14 protein-coding genes, 1 tRNA gene and 2 pseudogenes are annotated in these 16,517 nt (G+C 52.6%); 15 read left to right on the top strand and 2 right to left on the bottom strand.

The genetic code is table 11. The features are described from left to right. The first annotated feature begins 92 nt into the window (after positions 1–92). The 5 genes and pseudogenes from ppcA (E3E36_RS13340) to E3E36_RS02960 all read left to right on the top strand — a co-directional run bounded on the left by ppcA (E3E36_RS13340) (position 93) and on the right by E3E36_RS02960 (position 3,847). Positions 93–449 (top strand): phosphoenolpyruvate carboxylase, encoded by a 357-nt coding sequence (gene ppcA / locus E3E36_RS13340; RefSeq protein WP_342764371.1) that lies wholly within the window; start codon positions 93–95, stop codon positions 447–449. Then, positions 400–1,517: pseudogene (gene ppcA / locus E3E36_RS02945) on the top strand (phosphoenolpyruvate carboxylase). Before ppcA (E3E36_RS13340) ends, ppcA (E3E36_RS02945) begins: the two are co-directional and overlap by 50 nt. Positions 1,518–1,649: 132 nt before the next feature. Continuing rightward, positions 1,650–2,112, top strand: a pseudogene (locus E3E36_RS02950) (DUF1931 family protein). 80 nt (positions 2,113–2,192) lie between these two features. Further along, complete coding sequence (locus E3E36_RS02955) at positions 2,193–2,999, top strand: DUF4855 domain-containing protein (protein WP_167893893.1); 807 nt, start codon at positions 2,193–2,195, stop codon at positions 2,997–2,999. Next, positions 2,996–3,847, top strand: coding sequence for a hypothetical protein (locus E3E36_RS02960; RefSeq protein ID WP_167893894.1), 852 nt, complete (start codon positions 2,996–2,998; stop codon positions 3,845–3,847). Before E3E36_RS02955 ends, E3E36_RS02960 begins: the two co-directional genes overlap by 4 nt. Before the next feature lie 3 nt (positions 3,848–3,850). Here E3E36_RS02960 and E3E36_RS02965 read toward each other — a convergent pair whose 3' ends face one another. Beyond that, complete coding sequence (locus E3E36_RS02965; protein ID WP_167893895.1) at positions 3,851–5,749, bottom strand: S9 family peptidase; 1,899 nt, start codon at positions 5,747–5,749, stop codon at positions 3,851–3,853. A 144-nt stretch (positions 5,750–5,893) separates the two neighbouring features. Here E3E36_RS02965 and E3E36_RS02970 point away from each other — a divergent pair, with 144 nt between their 5' ends. From E3E36_RS02970 to E3E36_RS03005, 8 genes are all read left to right on the top strand, one after another. Then, positions 5,894–6,991: a hypothetical protein gene (locus E3E36_RS02970; RefSeq protein WP_167893896.1), complete on the top strand. Its 1,098-nt coding sequence runs from the start codon at positions 5,894–5,896 to the stop codon at positions 6,989–6,991. A 49-nt stretch (positions 6,992–7,040) separates the two neighbouring features. Continuing rightward, entirely contained in the window at positions 7,041–9,476 is a 2,436-nt protein-coding gene (locus tag E3E36_RS02975; protein WP_167893897.1) for a tRNA(Met) cytidine acetyltransferase TmcA, read from the top strand. 125 nt (positions 9,477–9,601) lie between these two features. After that, the gene (locus E3E36_RS02980) at positions 9,602–10,111 is read left to right on the top strand and encodes a TIGR00288 family NYN domain-containing protein (RefSeq protein WP_167893898.1); all 510 of its coding nucleotides are present in this window, start codon (positions 9,602–9,604) and stop codon (positions 10,109–10,111) included. After that, entirely contained in the window at positions 10,108–10,629 is a 522-nt protein-coding gene (locus E3E36_RS02985; RefSeq protein WP_167893899.1) for a TIGR00288 family NYN domain-containing protein, read from the top strand. Before E3E36_RS02980 ends, E3E36_RS02985 begins: the two co-directional genes overlap by 4 nt. A gap of 41 nt (positions 10,630–10,670) precedes the next feature. After that, complete coding sequence (locus tag E3E36_RS02990; RefSeq protein WP_167893900.1) at positions 10,671–11,612, top strand: calcium/sodium antiporter; 942 nt, start codon at positions 10,671–10,673, stop codon at positions 11,610–11,612. A gap of 114 nt (positions 11,613–11,726) precedes the next feature. Beyond that, positions 11,727–12,863, top strand: coding sequence for a thiamine ABC transporter substrate-binding protein (locus E3E36_RS02995; RefSeq protein WP_167893901.1), 1,137 nt, complete (start codon positions 11,727–11,729; stop codon positions 12,861–12,863). Between the two features lie 61 nt (positions 12,864–12,924). After that, positions 12,925–13,001: transfer RNA gene (locus E3E36_RS03000), tRNA-Arg, on the top strand. A gap of 599 nt (positions 13,002–13,600) precedes the next feature. Further along, positions 13,601–14,500 (top strand): hypothetical protein, encoded by a 900-nt coding sequence (locus E3E36_RS03005; RefSeq protein WP_167893902.1) that lies wholly within the window; start codon positions 13,601–13,603, stop codon positions 14,498–14,500. Between the two features lie 3 nt (positions 14,501–14,503). Here the strand turns inward: E3E36_RS03005 and E3E36_RS03010 are convergent, their stop codons facing one another. Next, positions 14,504–14,935, bottom strand: a complete 432-nt coding sequence (locus tag E3E36_RS03010) for an EVE domain-containing protein (RefSeq protein WP_167893903.1) — start codon at positions 14,933–14,935, stop codon at positions 14,504–14,506. A 72-nt stretch (positions 14,936–15,007) separates the two neighbouring features. Here E3E36_RS03010 and E3E36_RS03015 point away from each other — a divergent pair, with 72 nt between their 5' ends. Further along, the gene (locus tag E3E36_RS03015; RefSeq protein WP_167893904.1) at positions 15,008–15,457 is read left to right on the top strand and encodes a plasmid mobilization protein; all 450 of its coding nucleotides are present in this window, start codon (positions 15,008–15,010) and stop codon (positions 15,455–15,457) included. Between the two features lie 100 nt (positions 15,458–15,557). Further along, a complete protein-coding gene (locus tag E3E36_RS03020; protein WP_167893905.1) occupies positions 15,558–16,508 on the top strand; it encodes a DNA adenine methylase in 951 nt (316 codons plus the stop codon). The last annotated feature ends 9 nt before the right edge of the window (positions 16,509–16,517 follow it).

Genomic DNA, 16,517 nt, shown 5'->3' on the forward strand with positions numbered 1-16,517 from the left:
TTAAAAACCTTTTTTAAGGTGGCTGTCATTTGTCCGAAATTTCTCTCAGAAAATTTAAATTATGTCATATATTTCCATAAATGGTGGCCTAAATGATACCAAGACTGATGAGCACTCAGCATCCTGACAACGTTTACATGCCCTTCTTCGCCAGTTCCCCCGTGATGAGGGGAGAGGACGAGGTGATGGAGGTCTTCTACGCCTTCAACGTCCTCGGGATGGACGAGCAGATGTGGGACTTTGAGGGCAAAGAGGTGGATGAGTTCGTCGTCAAAAAGCTCTTCGAGCGCTACGGGCACTTCTTCAGACGCCGCAGGCTCGGCCGGGAGTTCAGACTGACCCCCAGGGTTCCCAACCCGAGCGTTGAGAAGGCCGAGGCAAAGCTCCTCCTCGAAACCCTTGAGACAATCCCCCCGCTCAGCGGACTACGCCCGAATATTCTACGGTGAGGAAGCTGCCCCAATATTCGAGGTCATCCTGCCGATGGCGACCTCCCCGGCCGAGCTGAACCAGGTTTATGAACTATACCGGCACTACATAGCGGGGAAGCAGTACAAGAGGGTCTACGACATAAAGCTCCACGAGTGGATAGGTGAGTTCTATCCCTGCGAGATAAGCGTTATCCCCCTCTTCGAGACGAAGGAGGCCATCTGGGCGCGGCTGCAGTCGTGGCCGAGTACCTGAAGGGAAAGGAGTTCGAATACCAGAGGGTCTTTCTGGCCAGGAGCGACCCGGCACTGAACTACGGCCTGATAAGTGCCGTGCTCTACGATAAAAGGGCCCTCTTTGACCCCCAGGTGCTGGAAGAGGAGACGGGCGTTGAGGTGTACCCCATCGTCGGCGTCGGCGGCGCTCCCTTCAGGGGCCACTTTACGCCTGAAAACGTGGACGCGGTGATGGATGAGTACCCGAGTGCCCAGACCTACACCGTTCAGAGCTCGTTCAAATACGACTGGCCCACGAAGGAGGTTATGAAAGCCGTTGAGAGAGTTAAGTCCAGGAGGAGGGGGCGTGCGGATCCCGTGCCGGAGGAGGCGTTCTCCCCCCTTAAGAAGTATGAGGAGAGGTATTCGAGAGAGCTGAAGGCGCTCGCCCCCTACATCAGGGAGATTGCAAAGTACGTCCCATCCAGAAGGCACAGGAAGATCCACATAGGACTCTTTGGCTATTCGAGGGAGGTGAACGGCTCGGCCCTGCCGAGGGCCATAAAGTTCACCGCGTCGCTCTACTCCCTCGGAATTCCCCCGGAGCTGCTCGGCCTGAGTGCACTCAGTGAGAGGGAGCTGGATGAGATTTCCGACCACTACCTCGGCCTGTACAGGGACATCGAGTTCGCTTTCCGCTATTTCAACCCGTCCTCCGTTGAGAAGTTCCCGTTCCTCAGCCCCCTCGCTGAGATGGCGGGGAACTACGAGCGGGACGAGGGCCACGAGGAAATAACCTCCGCGATACTCTCTGGCCAGCTCAACGAGTCCCTTGTGGTGGAAGCGGCCGGAATAAGGGGTTTCCTGGGATAGGCCCGCTCTGGCTTTCCCTGCTTTCCAGGTTTTGTTCTCTCCCTTTGCTCCACCTCCATCACAACTCCCTGCTCCGAAATTTTAAATACCTGTTGTAACTAAAATATGGCGGGAAACGTGGGGATGGTGGCCATGGCGGAGATGATAATCCCCCTACCCCCAGCTCCGGAAGATCCTGGAAAAGACCTGCGGCCTGGCGGTGATAAAGCCACGCGCCGAGGAGATGATGGGCATCGTGGAGAAGAAGCTTTCGGACCTCTTGGAGGTCGCCTACGAGAACGCCATCGCCGAGGGGAGCGGGACTATAAAGCTCCGCCACCTGCCGCTCAGCAGGGGCTTCAAAGGCTCCATGAGCCTCTTCAGGGCAGTTATCGAGGAAGAGGGCGTCGAGATAGAGCTGATAAGGAAGTTTGTCCTGCGCGAGATTCCGGTCGAAGTTCCGCTCGATGAAGACGTTATCAACGAGCTGCCTATAATCGCGGGAACCCTCTTCGTGCTCGTCGGAAGGGTCATCAAGGCCCTCCACCCGGAAATCAAGAACGTCTATCCTGAGCACATCGAGGAAGCGAGGAAGGTATTGGACTACACGCTTTGATATCTTTATTTACTTTTATTGCTTTCACATGACAAACGAAAAATTTATATGCTTATAATACAACTTTCCATGGTGATGCTGTGACTAGACTGGCGTTGTTCTACTATGCTGGAACAAAAACCACTCCAGTGGAACAAATTTCTAAGTTTATCGAACTGTTTGATGGTGTCATATTGTTATCTACAGGGGAGGGAAAATACGCCAATGCTTCAGCCCTTATCCATAATATAGAGACATTTGCCACGAAATCTAGTTCGAGATTTGAGATATGGGCCGAAATTCCCTATTATTCCCCCAATGGGTCTCCTCGGACTCTTAAAGATATTCAAAACTGGATAAACAAATTAGAATTTTCTTGGATATCTAGCAGGATAACAGGGTACTATTTCAGCCTAGAGGGTGCAGCGTCTGTTCTTCAGGATTCCACTAAAGTAAGGGATATTGTAAGTTATGTCAGGGATATTTATAAGAAACCTACTCTCTGGATACCAATAGAGAGATGGAGTAGCAATGAACCATTATCTCTAACAAGAAAATGTGTAGAAGAAACAGGATTTTCTCACGTCGCTCCACAGCCACATTATTACATGGTTACCGATAATCACGGAGATCATTATCGACCAAATGGCATGAATTATCAGGATCTAAATGAGTTCATGTGGTTCTGTCACGAAAATGGATTTGGTGTCGAGATGGAATGGGACTCAGCAGTTAGAGGATATTGCGAGCACTGTGGGTACGGATGTGATGCCGTTAAGTGCACGGATAGGGCAAGAGATTATCTATTAGCTCTTAATGACATTGAAACTAGGTTTGGAAAATTCAATTATGTGGTCTATTATTTTAGTACGGATATTAACAATTATCTCGAGGTTGTGCAGAAATGAGAAAAGGAGTATATTTCCTTATTTTTGTTTGTATTGGTATTTTTTCGTATTATTCTCCTATTGCACTTGCTGGAATCGAGATAGTTTCTATATCTCACAGCGGAAGCTCCTGGGGTGTTCTTGAGGAAGCAAATGGTACGTACTCTCTCCTGATCGTAAGTGGAGGGAAGCTGGTCAGCAAAATAAGGCTGAATCCCACCGGAGAACCCTGCGGTTTAGCTTGGAACGGAAGTGAATGGATCGTTGAAACGTTCACCCCCGATAACGTGATCTTCCAAACCCCCAACGGCTCGGGGTTATTTAAGCTGCACAGCTACGACTGCCGGGGTCTGACGTACCTGAACGGAACCTACTACATCCCCGTCTCAGAATCGGCGATGACCGGGGAGTGCTTGCTCGTCATCGTATCCCCCAACGGGAGCGTCGAGAAAGCGGTATCGTGCGGCTACATAGATGGGGTGAGAGTAAAGGCTGTGAGAGGAAAGCTCTACCTAATGAACGCCACTGGGGTTTATGTCTATTCTGGCGGAGGTTTCAGAAAAAACATAACCTTAAATGGGCCGGTCTCTGATTTCTCAGTCCTAAACGGCAGTTTCATCTTCTGTGACGGAAAGTCAATTAAAATTAGAAACACAACCCTTTTGGATGTTTCGTGCTCTCGAGTGGACTGTCAGGATAACAAGTGTCTACTCTCGGCGAACTCGTCGCTTTACCTCTACGATGGAGAACTCCACAGAGTCAGTTTGGAGGAACCTGAAAATCTACAACCCATAAATCCGATAATCGTTTACCTGCTCGCGTTTACGGCTGTAGTAATCCTGCTGGCAATAATGGGAAGAAAGAGATAAGCTTCATCCCTTAAGCCACCTCTCCATCCACCCGGCTATGAGCTCCAACCTCCTAACCCTGTGCTTCGGCTTTCCGCCCCTGCTGAGGTCGTGGTTCTCGCCGGGGAAGATAGCTAGCTCAACGGTCTTGCCTAGGTATTTGAGCGCCGTGTAGAACTGGAGAGCCTCGGGAAGCCAGCAGCGGTAGTCCTCCGTCGAGTGGATTATGAGGAGCGGCGTCTCGACGTTGGGAGCGTACTTCAGCGGGCTCTTCTCCCAGTAGCCTTCCGTGTTGCTCCACGGGTCGCCGCCTATCTGGTCCGGGGCGAAGAAGTAGCCTATGTCGGTAGTTCCGAAGAAGCTCACCCAGTTCGAGATTGAACGCTGGGTTACAGCGGCCTTGAATCTGTTTGTGTGCCCGACTATCCAGTTGGTCATGAAGCCGCCGTAGGAGCCGCCGGTGACGCCAATCCTCTCCGCATCGATGAAGTCGAAGCGCTTAACGGCTTCGTCAACGACCTCCATCAGATCCTGGTAGTCCCTCTCACCGTAGTGCCCCCGTATGTCGGCGAAGTCCTCGCCGTAGCCGTCGCTCCCGCGCGGGTTGGAGAAGATTACCACGAAGCCCTTGGCGGTCAGAACATGGAACTCGTGCATGAAGGAGTAGCCGTAAGCCGTCTTAGGCCCGCCGTGAATCTCAAGAACGGCCGGGTACTTTTTGCCCGGTTCAAAGTTAACCGGCCTCATAATCCAGGCGTCTATCTCAACGCCGTCGCTGGCCTTGACGGTGAAGTGTTCCGGCTTCGAGAGTTTGTAGCCCTTAATCCAGCCGTTGAAGTCCGTAACCTTCTTTTCCTTCCCGTCACGGAGAACGTAGAGCTCCGTTGGAGTGACCGCGTCCTGGGCGGTGAAGGCTATGTAGTCTCCGATGGCAAAGCTCTCGACGCTTCTATCGCCGCCGATGACGCGCTCTATCTTCCCCTCAAGGTTCACGCGGAAGAGGTTGGCCCTCGGCCCGTCGGTCGCGACGTAGTAGATCCAGCCGTCTTTGAAGAGGAGCTCAGCCCTCTGGCTTCCCCTGACGTCGCAGTTGAGGGAGTTGTATGCCGAGCGGTCGAGTTCCGAGGTGAGCTTCCTCATCTCGCCTGTCTCCGGGTTGTAGTGGTAGATGTGGGTGTTTGTGGGAATACCGCGTTCCCTCGTATTGGCCTTGAGGACGAAAGTCCCATCGTCGAGGGGTATGAAGTCCTGGACGCTCCACTCTCCGGGGGTAAGCCTTTTCGCCTTCCTGCCCTCAAGGACGTAGAGATCGCTGACGAGGGGCTTTCTCTCACGGTCCTCCTGGGCTGTGAAGTAGAGCCTGCCGTTGTGGAAGCGAATCTGCGAGACGTCGAGGTTCTTGGGGGTTAAGCGTCTCTTTCTGCCGGTCTCGATGTCCACCAGATAGACGGCGCTCCTCTTCCCGTAGACCCAGCCGACGCCGTTGAACCAGAATGGCATCTCCTTGATGACGTGGACGTCGTCCTTGGGTTTCTTTTCGATGTCTATCGGGGTAACGACCGCCAAGCTCTTCCCGTCCTCGGTGAAGCGGAGGTTCTTAATCCCGTACTTGAACTTGGTCAGAAGCCTTGCCTCGCCGCCGTCGGTCGGGATTACGTACAGCTCCGCCTCCTTGCTCTCCTTATCGCGCTTTGAGGTGAACGCGACGAGCTTTCCGTTCGGGGAGAATCTCGGGTTTCCGTCCTTCTTTCCCGCGGTGAAGGGCTTGACCCTCCTGCCGTCATAGAGGTAGAGCCTTGAGAAGTAGTCGTCCTTCTCAACGCTTATCCCCGTTACCTGGAAGACGAGCCTTTTCCTGAAGGCGTCGATGTTCCCGACGAGCTTGAACTTCCCGAGGTCCTTCTCGGTGAGACCTTTCGTCATCTAGAACCACCGAATAAACTGGATGCATTTCGTATAAAAGCTTAGCGTTTCGACTGTGGTCGAAGTGAGCTGGATACGATGCCAAAAGGTATTTAAATGAACTACCCGGAGTATTTATATGTCAGGACAGTAAAGTGATGGGCCATGGATCGGGGTGAGAAGGCCGCCGTGTTGCTACTGGTTTGTCTGGTTCTCCTGCCGTTTCTAGACAATCTAGTTGCCTACCTTTACCTTTCTAAGTATCCAGAGCTCCCGTATACTCCCACTGCCTCCATTGAGTACAACTCCTACTTCCCCAAGGTCTACGGGATTCTGGAGGCCGAGAGGAAAGGCGAGATAGTGAACTGGTCTAGGCATTCCTTCCTCGTGAAAACCGATGAAGGACTGAACCTGCCAGTGTACTACGACTACCGTCCTGATCTCCTTAGGCTCATAGGGGAACGGGAAAGGTCCCTGAACAAAACCCTGGCAGAGATAAGGAAGAGAAAGGGAACCTGGGACGGAAAGTCCCTCCATCAGGAGCTCATGGCAATGGCCTGGAACGAACGGGAGATCGAGAAGTACAGAGAGCGGCTGAATTACTCCAACGTCTACATATTTCCCACCGGCCCCTTCTGGTTTGTCGTTCTCGTCCAGCTGCCCGTTCTCACAGTTTCTGGGATCATACTGATGAGAAGAGCCTGGAAGGGGAGGAACTTAAATTCGGTCATCAAGCTCCTGGCCCTTATGTTCCTGTTGCTTGGAGGATACTACTACGTCCTGACGGGCTTTCCTTTCACGGGGCACGAGCCTCCCTCCGATGGATTCCTGGAGACCATAAAGGTCAGCGAGAAGCCATTCAACATTACCCGGTGCCAGGAGACTTGGATTATCAAGGCCAGCCCCGCCGTCAAGAAGATCCTTCTGGAGGAAGGAGAGAGGGGTTTTGTTGTAAACGCCATTCGCCCGTCCTCCTCCGTGACCTCACTGGAACTCTGGGTCGATGAAAGTGAGAGGGGCCGTCTGTTTGCCCGGCTCAACGAAACCACCGGTGTTCTGGTCGAGCGCCGGGAATGCACGGACGAGAAAATGATGGAGACCCTCGACAGGGAGAAGGAACTGGCTCTGGAGCTTCTTAAAGGGGATTACATAACGGAGGGAGACCACAGGACCTTTCTGGACTACGTGGAGGAGGAGAGGAAGAACGTACTGTCCCTCAAGTTCGCAGCAGACTGTTCAATATGGATTTACTTCTACCGCTGAGCTACCTTTTTAAATCCCCCTTCTCCCTTTTATCCGGGAGGTGGCGGCCGTGACCGTCAAGGTCCGCTTTGATAAGGAAGTGAGAGACTACGCCAAAAGCGAGAAGGTTAAGGATCAGGTTCTCAGGCTCACCGAAACTGCCCTCGCTCAGGCCCTTGAGAAGTTCCACAGGAGAATGATTCTAATCGAGGGGGACACGCTCAGGAAGGCCGAGCTGGCCGGGATCTTGGCCGGCGCTTCGGCTAAAGTTCTGAGTGAGGTCATCGAGGAGCTTAAGGAGAAAAGGCTGAGGGATGAGAGCGAGGACAGGATTGAGGTTCTCTACGCGACGGACGCCCTAGGGGAGGAAACCTTCGGGCGGAAGCGCTACGAAGCCTTCAGGAAGCACTTTGACGTTTTAGCCGGCTCAAACGTTGAGGTTAAAGCCGTTACCTTCAAGCACACCCGCGATATCCTTGGCAGGACATACGACCTGCTCGTCCTGGACATGAGCTATGATTACTCCCCCAACGACCTTGGCAGAATCATCGAGACCGTCCGCGGCGGCGGTTTGATATTCATCCTCGCCCACCCATTCGAGAAGTGGAAAAACATGTGGACGGGCTTCCACAAGAGCCTCGTCACGCCGCCCTACACTATAGACGACGTGAAGAAGCGCTTCAATAGGCGCCTTATCAGGAAGTTCACCGAACACGAGGGCATCTACATAATCACCGAGAACGGAAAGCTCAGGAAGAAGCCGAAGAGGAACAAAACCCAGGCAAAGATCAAAGCGAGGAAGGGCGTTGAGATTCCCGAGGAGACTATCTTCCCGCGCGAGCTCTACGAGATGGCCCTTACCGGGGGACAGGTTGAGGTTCTGAAGGCCTTCGAGGAGCTGGTTGAAAACAAGGGAATGGTCGTCCTCACCGCCGACAGGGGAAGAGGCAAGAGCGTCTCCGTTGGTATTGCGGCGATAGGTCTCGCCCTTGCCCTGAAGAAGCGCACAAGGATAGTCGTCACAGCCCCCGAGCCGGAGAACGTCCAGGCCCTGTTCCGCTTTGCCAAGCGCGCGCTTGAGAGGCTCGGCTTTAAGCCGCACGTGGTTGAGGAGAAGGGCCTCATCAAGGAGCTCTACGCGAGGAAGATCGGCCTCCGCTATTACCCCCCAACGGAGGGATACAGGAAGAACGCCGACCTGTACATACTCGACGAAGCGGCTGGAATCCACGTGCCGATACTCCACAGGTACCTCAGCAAGCCCCGCGTGGTTTACTCCTCCACCATACACGGCTATGAGGGTGCTGGCAGAGGCTTCTCGGTCAAGTTCCTGAAGAGGGCCAGGGAGAAGAGGCAGTTTAAGGAGCTCCACATGGACGAACCCATCCGCTACGCAGAGGGCGACCCGATAGAGAAGTGGCTCTTTGACGTCCTCCTCCTCGACGCCGAGCCTGTCGAGCTGACAGAGGAAGACTTCGAGCTGATAAAGGACAAGGAGGTCTACTTCGAGGAGCCCGACCTCGACGACTGGTTCGAGAACGACAGGGAAGATCTCAGAAACTTTGTCGGCATCTACATCCTAGCCCACTACCGCAACAGGCCGAGCGACGTGGCTTTGCTCGCCGACGCGCCCCACCACGAGGCCCGCGTGCTCCGCCTTAAGAACGGCAAGATAGTCACGGCAATCCAGATAGCCAAGGAGGGCGGCATACCGAAGAAGGTCATAGACAAGATGCTGAAGGGGTACAAGCCGCGGGGCAACATAATCCCCGACATGATGGTCAAACACCACCTCCTAAAGGAGTTCGCCAGGCTGAAAGGCTACCGCATCGTGAGGATAGCCACCCACCCCGATGCCATGGACATGGGACTCGGAAGCAGAGCTTTGGAGCTCCTGGAAAAGGAAGCGCGTGAGAAAGGCCTCGACTGGATCGGTTCGGGCTTTGGGGCGAGCGAAGAGCTCGTCCGCTTCTGGGTCAGGAACGGCTTTGCGGTCGTCCACCTCAGCCCCGCCAGGAATCCGGTAAGCGGTGAGTTTACCGCAATAGTCCTGAAGCCGATAAGCGAAAAGGCGAAGAAGCTCATCAGGCAGGCCAACGACGAGTTCCGCATAAGGCTGACGGAGTGGCTGGGCGACACACACCGCGACCTTGAGCCTGAGATAGCGCGCTGGCTCTTCGAGACGCCCTTCGGCGAGGCGGTGGAGTATCCGATACACCTCACCGCCATCCAGAAGAAGCGGCTGGATGCGTTCACGGGCAAAGTTCTCACCTACGACACCGTCGTCGACGCGGTGAAGCCAATAGTCAAGCTCTACTTCCTCGACGGCTGGATGAAGCCCTACCTCGACGAGAGACAGATAAGGCTCCTCATCTACCGCGTTCTCCAGGCCCACAGCTGGGAGGAGACGGCAAAGCTAATAGACAGAACCGAGACCTTCACCATGATAGAGGTGCGCGACATCATCAGGGGGCTGTGGTACTACTACAAGAGGATCGTCCTCTGACATTTTCCTTTCCACAAGCCTCGCCCTTCAGGGCGGGGAAGAGGTCAGACCTAAAGTAACTTTTTATATTATTGATACGTAGTCCACGTGGCGCCGCGCTGTCTACCATTTCAACGGTGACTCCTATGCCGGGCGGCAACTGGGAGAAGATAATTTCTATGACAAAGGATGGAATGAGGAGCATCGGAACAATGAAGAGAAAGATCAGCCGAGGTAAAAAGATAGCCCTGCTCATAGACGGCCCCAACATCCTGCGCAAGGAGTTTGGAGTGAAGCTTGAGGACATCGTTGAGGCCCTTGAGGGGTTGGGGGACATAAGGGTCGCCAAGGTCATACTCAACCAGTACGCACCCCAGGGGCTGATAGAGGCCGTCTCAAACCAGGGGTTCGAGGCGGTCGTTGTGTCAGGAGAAACCGGCGTAAAGCTGGCCGTCGAGGCTATGCGCGAGATCTACAACCCAAACATAGACGTCATAGCCCTAGCCACCAGGAACGCAGAGTTCCTTCCGGTCATCCTCAAGGCAAAGGAGAAGGGCAAGGAGACCATAGTGATCGGCATCGAGCCGGGCTTTTCCGCCGCTTTAAAGCACGCTGCAGACTACACCATAATCCTAGGGGGCGGTGAGGAAGGATGAAGGAGCGCTTCTTTAAGATCCTGCGGAGGGGTGAAAAAGAGGTTCAAGGAGTGGGGGAGGAACCCAAAAGGCCCAAAAAAATGAAGAGCATCGGGCTCATCATAGACGGCCCCAACATCCTGCGCAAGGAGTTTGGAATAAAGCTCGAGGACATAGTGGAAGCCCTCGAAAGGATAGGAAAAATACGCGTTGCTAAGGTCGTCCTCAACCAGTACGCGCCCCAGGGCCTCATAGAGGCGGTCGTTAACCAGGGGCTGGAGCCCATCATAGTGGCCGGGGACACCGACGTCAGGATAGCCATAGAGGCCATGGAGCTCATCTACAACTCCGACGTCGAGGTCATAGCCCTGGCAACGAGGGACGCGGACTTCCTGCCGATAGTTAACGAGGCCAAGCGCAGGGGAAAAGATACAATAGTCATCGGTGTGGAGCCCGGCTTCTCGGTTGCACTCCAGAACGCGGCGGACTACGTCATCAAGATGGAGGGTAAAGGCGGCGAAGGCCACGAGTTCAAATAAACTTTTAAGCCTTCTTTCCAGCCCTATTCTGGTGGGAGAAAGTGATAGTTGAAATCATACTCTTCGCGGTCGGCCTCATCCTGCTCATCAAGGGGAGCGACTATTTTGTTGAAGCTGCCTCGCGCGTTGCGAAGGGCTTCGGGGTGAGCGAGTTCATCATAGCGCTCGTTCTGGCCAGCATAGCCACCACCCTGCCGGAAGTTACGGTCTCCGCGATCTCGTCCTACCAGGGAAAGCCAGATATTGCGCTGGGTAACGCGATTGGAAGCGCCCTGGCGAATATAGCCCTGATCCTCGGTGTGTCCTCCCTGCTCCACCCCCTGAAGGTGGAGAAAACCGCCTGGAGGAATGCGCTCTTCATGATAGCCGTCACCGCCTATGCGGGTCTCTTGATGTACGACGGCAAGATAAGCCGGCTCGACGGAGCGAGCCTGATACTGATATACTTCGGCTTCCTCTACTACCTCTACCGGAAGCACATGACGCTTGAGGAGCTCCCTGAGGGTGGGCGCGGAAACCCGAAGAGGGATGCCCTCATAATGTTCGGGAGCGGCATCCTCGTCGTGACCGGTGCGAAGCTCGTGGTGGACAGCGCAGTCACGATGGCCAGGGCCTTTGGAGTCCCCGAGGTCGTCATAGGCCTCACCATGGTCTCAATCGGCACGTCCCTGCCGGAGATGGCCAACTCCCTCACGGCCACCCTCAAAAGGCTCCCGAACATAAGCGTTGGCAACATAATAGGTGCGAACATCCTCGACATCCTCATGGTCATCGGCATAGCGGCCCTCATAAACCCGATATACGTCGACTCCACGATCTACACCTTCACGCTGCCGCTGACTCTCATTGTTATGGCCATACTGACGGCCGTTCTTCGCTTCACCGGCAGGATAGACAGGCTTACCGGGGGAGTGCTGCTGGCTATCTATTCCTACTTCCTCTACGTCTACTTCACCGGCGGTGTCCACCTGCCGCAGGGATGACCATTCTCTATTTATCCTGATACTTTTTAGGGCACAGTTCTGGGGCGCAAAGCTTTTTAATTCCGTCTATTACCCCCTTATGAAAACCCAAAACCGGTTCATGGAGGTGGAAAAATGAGAAAGCTTGCCACCCTGCTGCTCACCTTCCTGCTCCTCGGTGCTCTCGGGGCGGCAAAGCCCGTTAAAGCCCAGGAGCAGCTGACGGTCTACTCCTACGACAGCATAGAGTGGTGGATGAAGGAGATCGTTCCAATCTTCGAGGAGAAGTACGGCGTCAAGGTCAACCTCGTCCTCATAGGCGACGCGGGACAGGTTCTCAACAGGCTAATCCTTGAGAAGGACAGCCCGCAGGCCGATGTCGTCGTTGGAATAGACAACAGCTACCTGGCTAAAGCCATTGACGCGGGAATCCTGGAGCCGTACAAACCAAGCAACGCCGACGTAATCCCCCAGTGGATAATCGACAGCTTCGATCCAACCTTCCACCTCACCCCCTACGACTATGGCTACATAGCCATCAACTACCGCAGGGACATGGTCCAGAACCCGCCCAAGAGCCTCGAAGACCTCACCAAGCCCGAGTGGAAGGGCAAGCTCATAATCGAAGACCCGCGCACCAGCTCGCCGGGAATGGCCTTCCTCCTCTGGACGATAGCGGTCTACGGCGACGACTGGCTGAACTACTGGGAGAGGCTCAAGGAGAACGACGTCCAGATCGTCAAGGGCTGGAGCGAGGCCTGGGGTGCCTTCAGCGAAGGGGAATATCCGCTCGTCCTGAGCTACGCCACTTCCCCGGCGGCGACCGTCTACTACGACAACAACACCAACGTCGGCGCGGTTGCCTTCGAGGAGGGCAACTACCTCCAGATCGAGGGCGCTGGAATAGTAAAGGGCGCCAAGCACCCCGACCTAGCCAAGAAGTTCATCGAGTTCCTCATCAGTAAGGAGGCCCAGGAGAAGCTCCCGCTCAACCAGTGGATGTACCCCGTCAACAAAGACGTCCAGTTGCCCGAGGTCTTCAAGTACGCGGTGAAGGTCGACAAACCCGTCACCGTTGACCCGAACGAGATTGAGAAGAACTACGAGACCTGGCTCGACCAGTGGACCCAGCTCATGGTGGAGGGCAAGAGCCCGGAGGAGATACTCGGGAAGACGACCACGACGACCTCCGAGGAAAACAATGGAATCTGCGGTCCGGCTCTGGTGGTCGGTCTTGCCCTGGTACCGCTCCTCCTCAGGAGGAGGCGGTGAGGTTTCTCCCTTTTCTCCCCACCGCAACTTTTATAAGAGCGCTCCAAAAGCATAGGAGCGAGGGCCCGTAGCCTAGCAGGATAGGGCGCCGGCCTTCTAAGCCGGAGGTCGCGGGTTCGAATCCCGCCGGGCCCGCCATAACGAAAGACAAGGGGGCTCCACCCCATTATCTCTCTGTACTCTCAAACCCCCAAAGTGGGGTTTCGCCCCACAGCCCCGTTTTTTTCTCTAAAAACCTGGGAAACTACGTTTCCCCACCTTCATTACTCCCCAATCACCAGGGAGCTCCGCCCCCACACCCCCGATAACATCGCCTGCCCAAAGTTTCATCAAAGTTCGTAGCTCTTCGTGAATAGTGATCATGAGCTTTGGCGGTTTTACCCCCTGTGACAAGGAAGTGCGCTCTTTTGCTCAACATCCACCGGACACTGCCACAGGATAGGGTATCATATTTGGAGCTATCTTGTGTCACATGTGGTCACAACGGGCACATTGGGCACGCGGGCATTTTGGACATTCAACCTTTCCCCACCTCCCGCGTGAGTATCTCACGCGGGAACTAACCACCAATGTACCATAAACACCCTGTGAAGCCCATAAAATGCACGGAGTTCAATTGTCCACCCGACTTTGTGATAGTCAGGATAAATTTGAGTGCCCACGTGCCCACCTGCATAACATTTCACGATATGAACTCAGCGTAAAAAGTTTAAACGATAATGTTAAACATTCCATGGGTGATAAACACGGGAAAGGTTGAATCCGACAAAAACTCAAGCAAAGAACTTAAGGTAAAGGATAGAAGGGACGGTACCCAGTCCCGTCCAAAAATTACCCCCGTATCCTGGAGGGAAATGCTCCCTCCGTCGGAGTTCGTGGAATGGCTTGCCAAAAACCACCCAGAGGCGCTAACGTTTGCTCAATGGGAAACTGTTGAGCACCTTTACACGTCTAAATCGTTTAGGGAAGCTTCCAGAAAATCTAGGCGCCACAAGAATGTGGCCAAAAAAGCCTGGGAGAGGTTGATATCAGCGTTTGAGGAATATAGGGAAGAGTGGGAGTCCAGTAAACTGAGGATATCCTCAGACTCTTCTGGGCAGAGGAAGGAAAACGCGGGAATCCCAGCTCCCCCCAAATTTTGGACCACACAGAAGAAACCTCAAAGGGGCACCACGGGCAAAACTGAACTTGGATACAGCTTTAGAACAACAACTTTCAGAGAGGTTGACAAGGCAGCTTCAGAGCTTTTGAGTTCAGAAGTTAGGGACATGCTTGTCGAGAGAAGGATATACTCCCAACTCGGCAAGATGGCCTTTCTTCTGCTAATCCAGCGAGGGTACATTGATGTTAGGAAACTCTCCCGCTCGGCCAGTGATCCAGACGCATTCACGAGGATGATATTGGAGGGGTTTGAAAGACTCGTGGATGCTTCGGATCCCCACAGGATAATGCAACTCGAAGAGGAGAACCAAAGGCTACGTTATACTGTTATGGAACTCAGTTTGGAGAACAAACGATTAAATGACCTCCTACGTAAATATGAGGAAAGTTCAAAACTCGTGATTTCCATTCTCACGGAGAAACAGCAAGTGGAACTCTTAAAACTCCTTGCTTTTCAGGAGTTATCAAGAAAATAGAGATTAAAGCAGGCCCTCGATAAGCCTGTAATCCTCCTCCAGTATTTCCCTCATGGCTTTGCCCATTAGGTGGCCGCTCCACTTCTTCTTGTTCGTGATGAACTTTAACTTTGGAATGAGGGGCTTGAAGTCGAGCTCGCCGAGCTTTATTGGCCTAATCTTAATCCTAAGTGGGTAAGTCTCACTGAGGTGAGGCGGGCTCTTGAATATCTTTGTTGAATCGGTATAAAGCTCGCTCACGACCTCAAAGATGCCCACAATCTTCGGTTCGAGGACTTCTTTATTCTTCCGCTCCTGCTTGACGTAAAAGACAAGCTTGTCACCGGGCTTGACTTTGGCAATGGTGTTTTTATGCCTCTTCGCGACTCCCCAAACGTTCTTTTCCTTGACAACCCCCCAGTTGTCGCGGTTGGTGATGCAGAGCCAGTAGGCCATGGGGGTTCACCGAACTTTATTGAGCATTATTCTTAAATAAGATTTTATGTTGCACTGTATTTGGTGAAATCCATGTTCGAGCAAGTCATAAAGAGGCTCATGGAAATACAAGCTCCTACCACCCGTAAACTTAAAATTCCTCTTGCAGGAATTAGGGCATTTGAGGTCATTTTGAAATCCAACGAAATTTCGAACGCCACCACGGCTGTTGGTCTAGCCGTAACAGAGTTCTCTAAGTATTCTAAAGGTGATTCCCAGGTGGTTTCGGATTTCAAGAAAATTCTTGCTAGGGAATTTTCAGGGTTAAATAACACCAAACCACTTAAGAAAAAAGCTAGGGCCCTCAAAGAAATATGGGAAATTGAAGCTAGAACATTAGCTGCCAAAAACAAGCGGAATAAGTGGTTGTCAATCCGCGTTACTGAGGAGGAGTATGAGACGATTTCTAAGCAGGCACGGGGGGAGGGATTGGACATATCTAACTACATTAGAAAGAGGTTGGGTCTTGAGTATAAATCGTGAATATTATGTTACACCAAAAATTTTATATTTATGTTGCACGTAATTTTATCGAATGCCTTATTAGGGCGTGACCTAAATAATGGCTGGGAGGATGTAATCGATGGCGGAACCTATCCTTAAGTGGGCCGGGGGAAAGAGACAGATACTCCATGAAATCGTTGCGTTAATGCCAGAGAACTTTAGAAATAGAACGTTCCATGAGCCGTTTTTTGGCGGCGGTGCGGTTACTTTCTGGATGGAGCCCAAAAGGGGGACTATAAACGACATAAATCCCAAACTAATAAACTTCTATGTTGTCGTTAGAGACTATGTTGACGAACTAATTGAAGATGCAAAGAGGCACAAAAATGAGAAGGAGTATTTCTACAAGGCTCGTGCGGAGTTCAATGAGATAGTCAGAAACGGATTTGAGATTCCGAATATTAGACTCGCGAGCCTGCTTTTGTACTTAAATAAAACTGCTTTCAATGGTTTATACCGTGAGAATAAGAAAGGCGAGTTTAACGTTCCGTTTGGGAGATACAAAAACCCTAAAATAGTGGATGAAGAGCGACTCAGAAAGGTTAGTGAAGTTTTGAAAAAGCTCGATATTTACAACGAAGACTTCACTTATATCTTGAGAGTCGCCAAGCCTGGAGACCTGGTTTATTTTGATCCCCCCTATCACCCGGTTTCAGAAACTGCCAGTTTTACTAGCTATTCGAAGGAAGATTTCAGCAAAGAAGACCAGGAGCGGCTTAGGGACGTCTGCCTTGAGCTCCATGAGAAAGGGGTTTACTTTATCCTAAGCAACTCCTATGTAAAGCCGGTTCGTGAGCTGTATGAGGGGATAGAAGGGTTTAAGATACTCAAGATCTACGCAAAGAGGCCAATAAACTCAAAAGCCGATCGCAGGGGTGAAGTTCCAGAGATGCTTGTTACAAATGTTCCTACGGAATTACAAGTGGGCCGGGAAAGAGCAAAGCTTCTTGTCAACAACGGTAGATCGAGGGCTTTGATGACTTCTAAGTCGCTTGTTGAGTATTTAACCGTTGCAGAGCGATCTATTTAAAAAGTCCTG

Origin of the sequence: Thermococcus sp. M36, assembly GCF_012027355.1 — an archaeon.
In the GTDB taxonomy this organism is placed as follows: domain Archaea; phylum Methanobacteriota_B; class Thermococci; order Thermococcales; family Thermococcaceae; genus Thermococcus.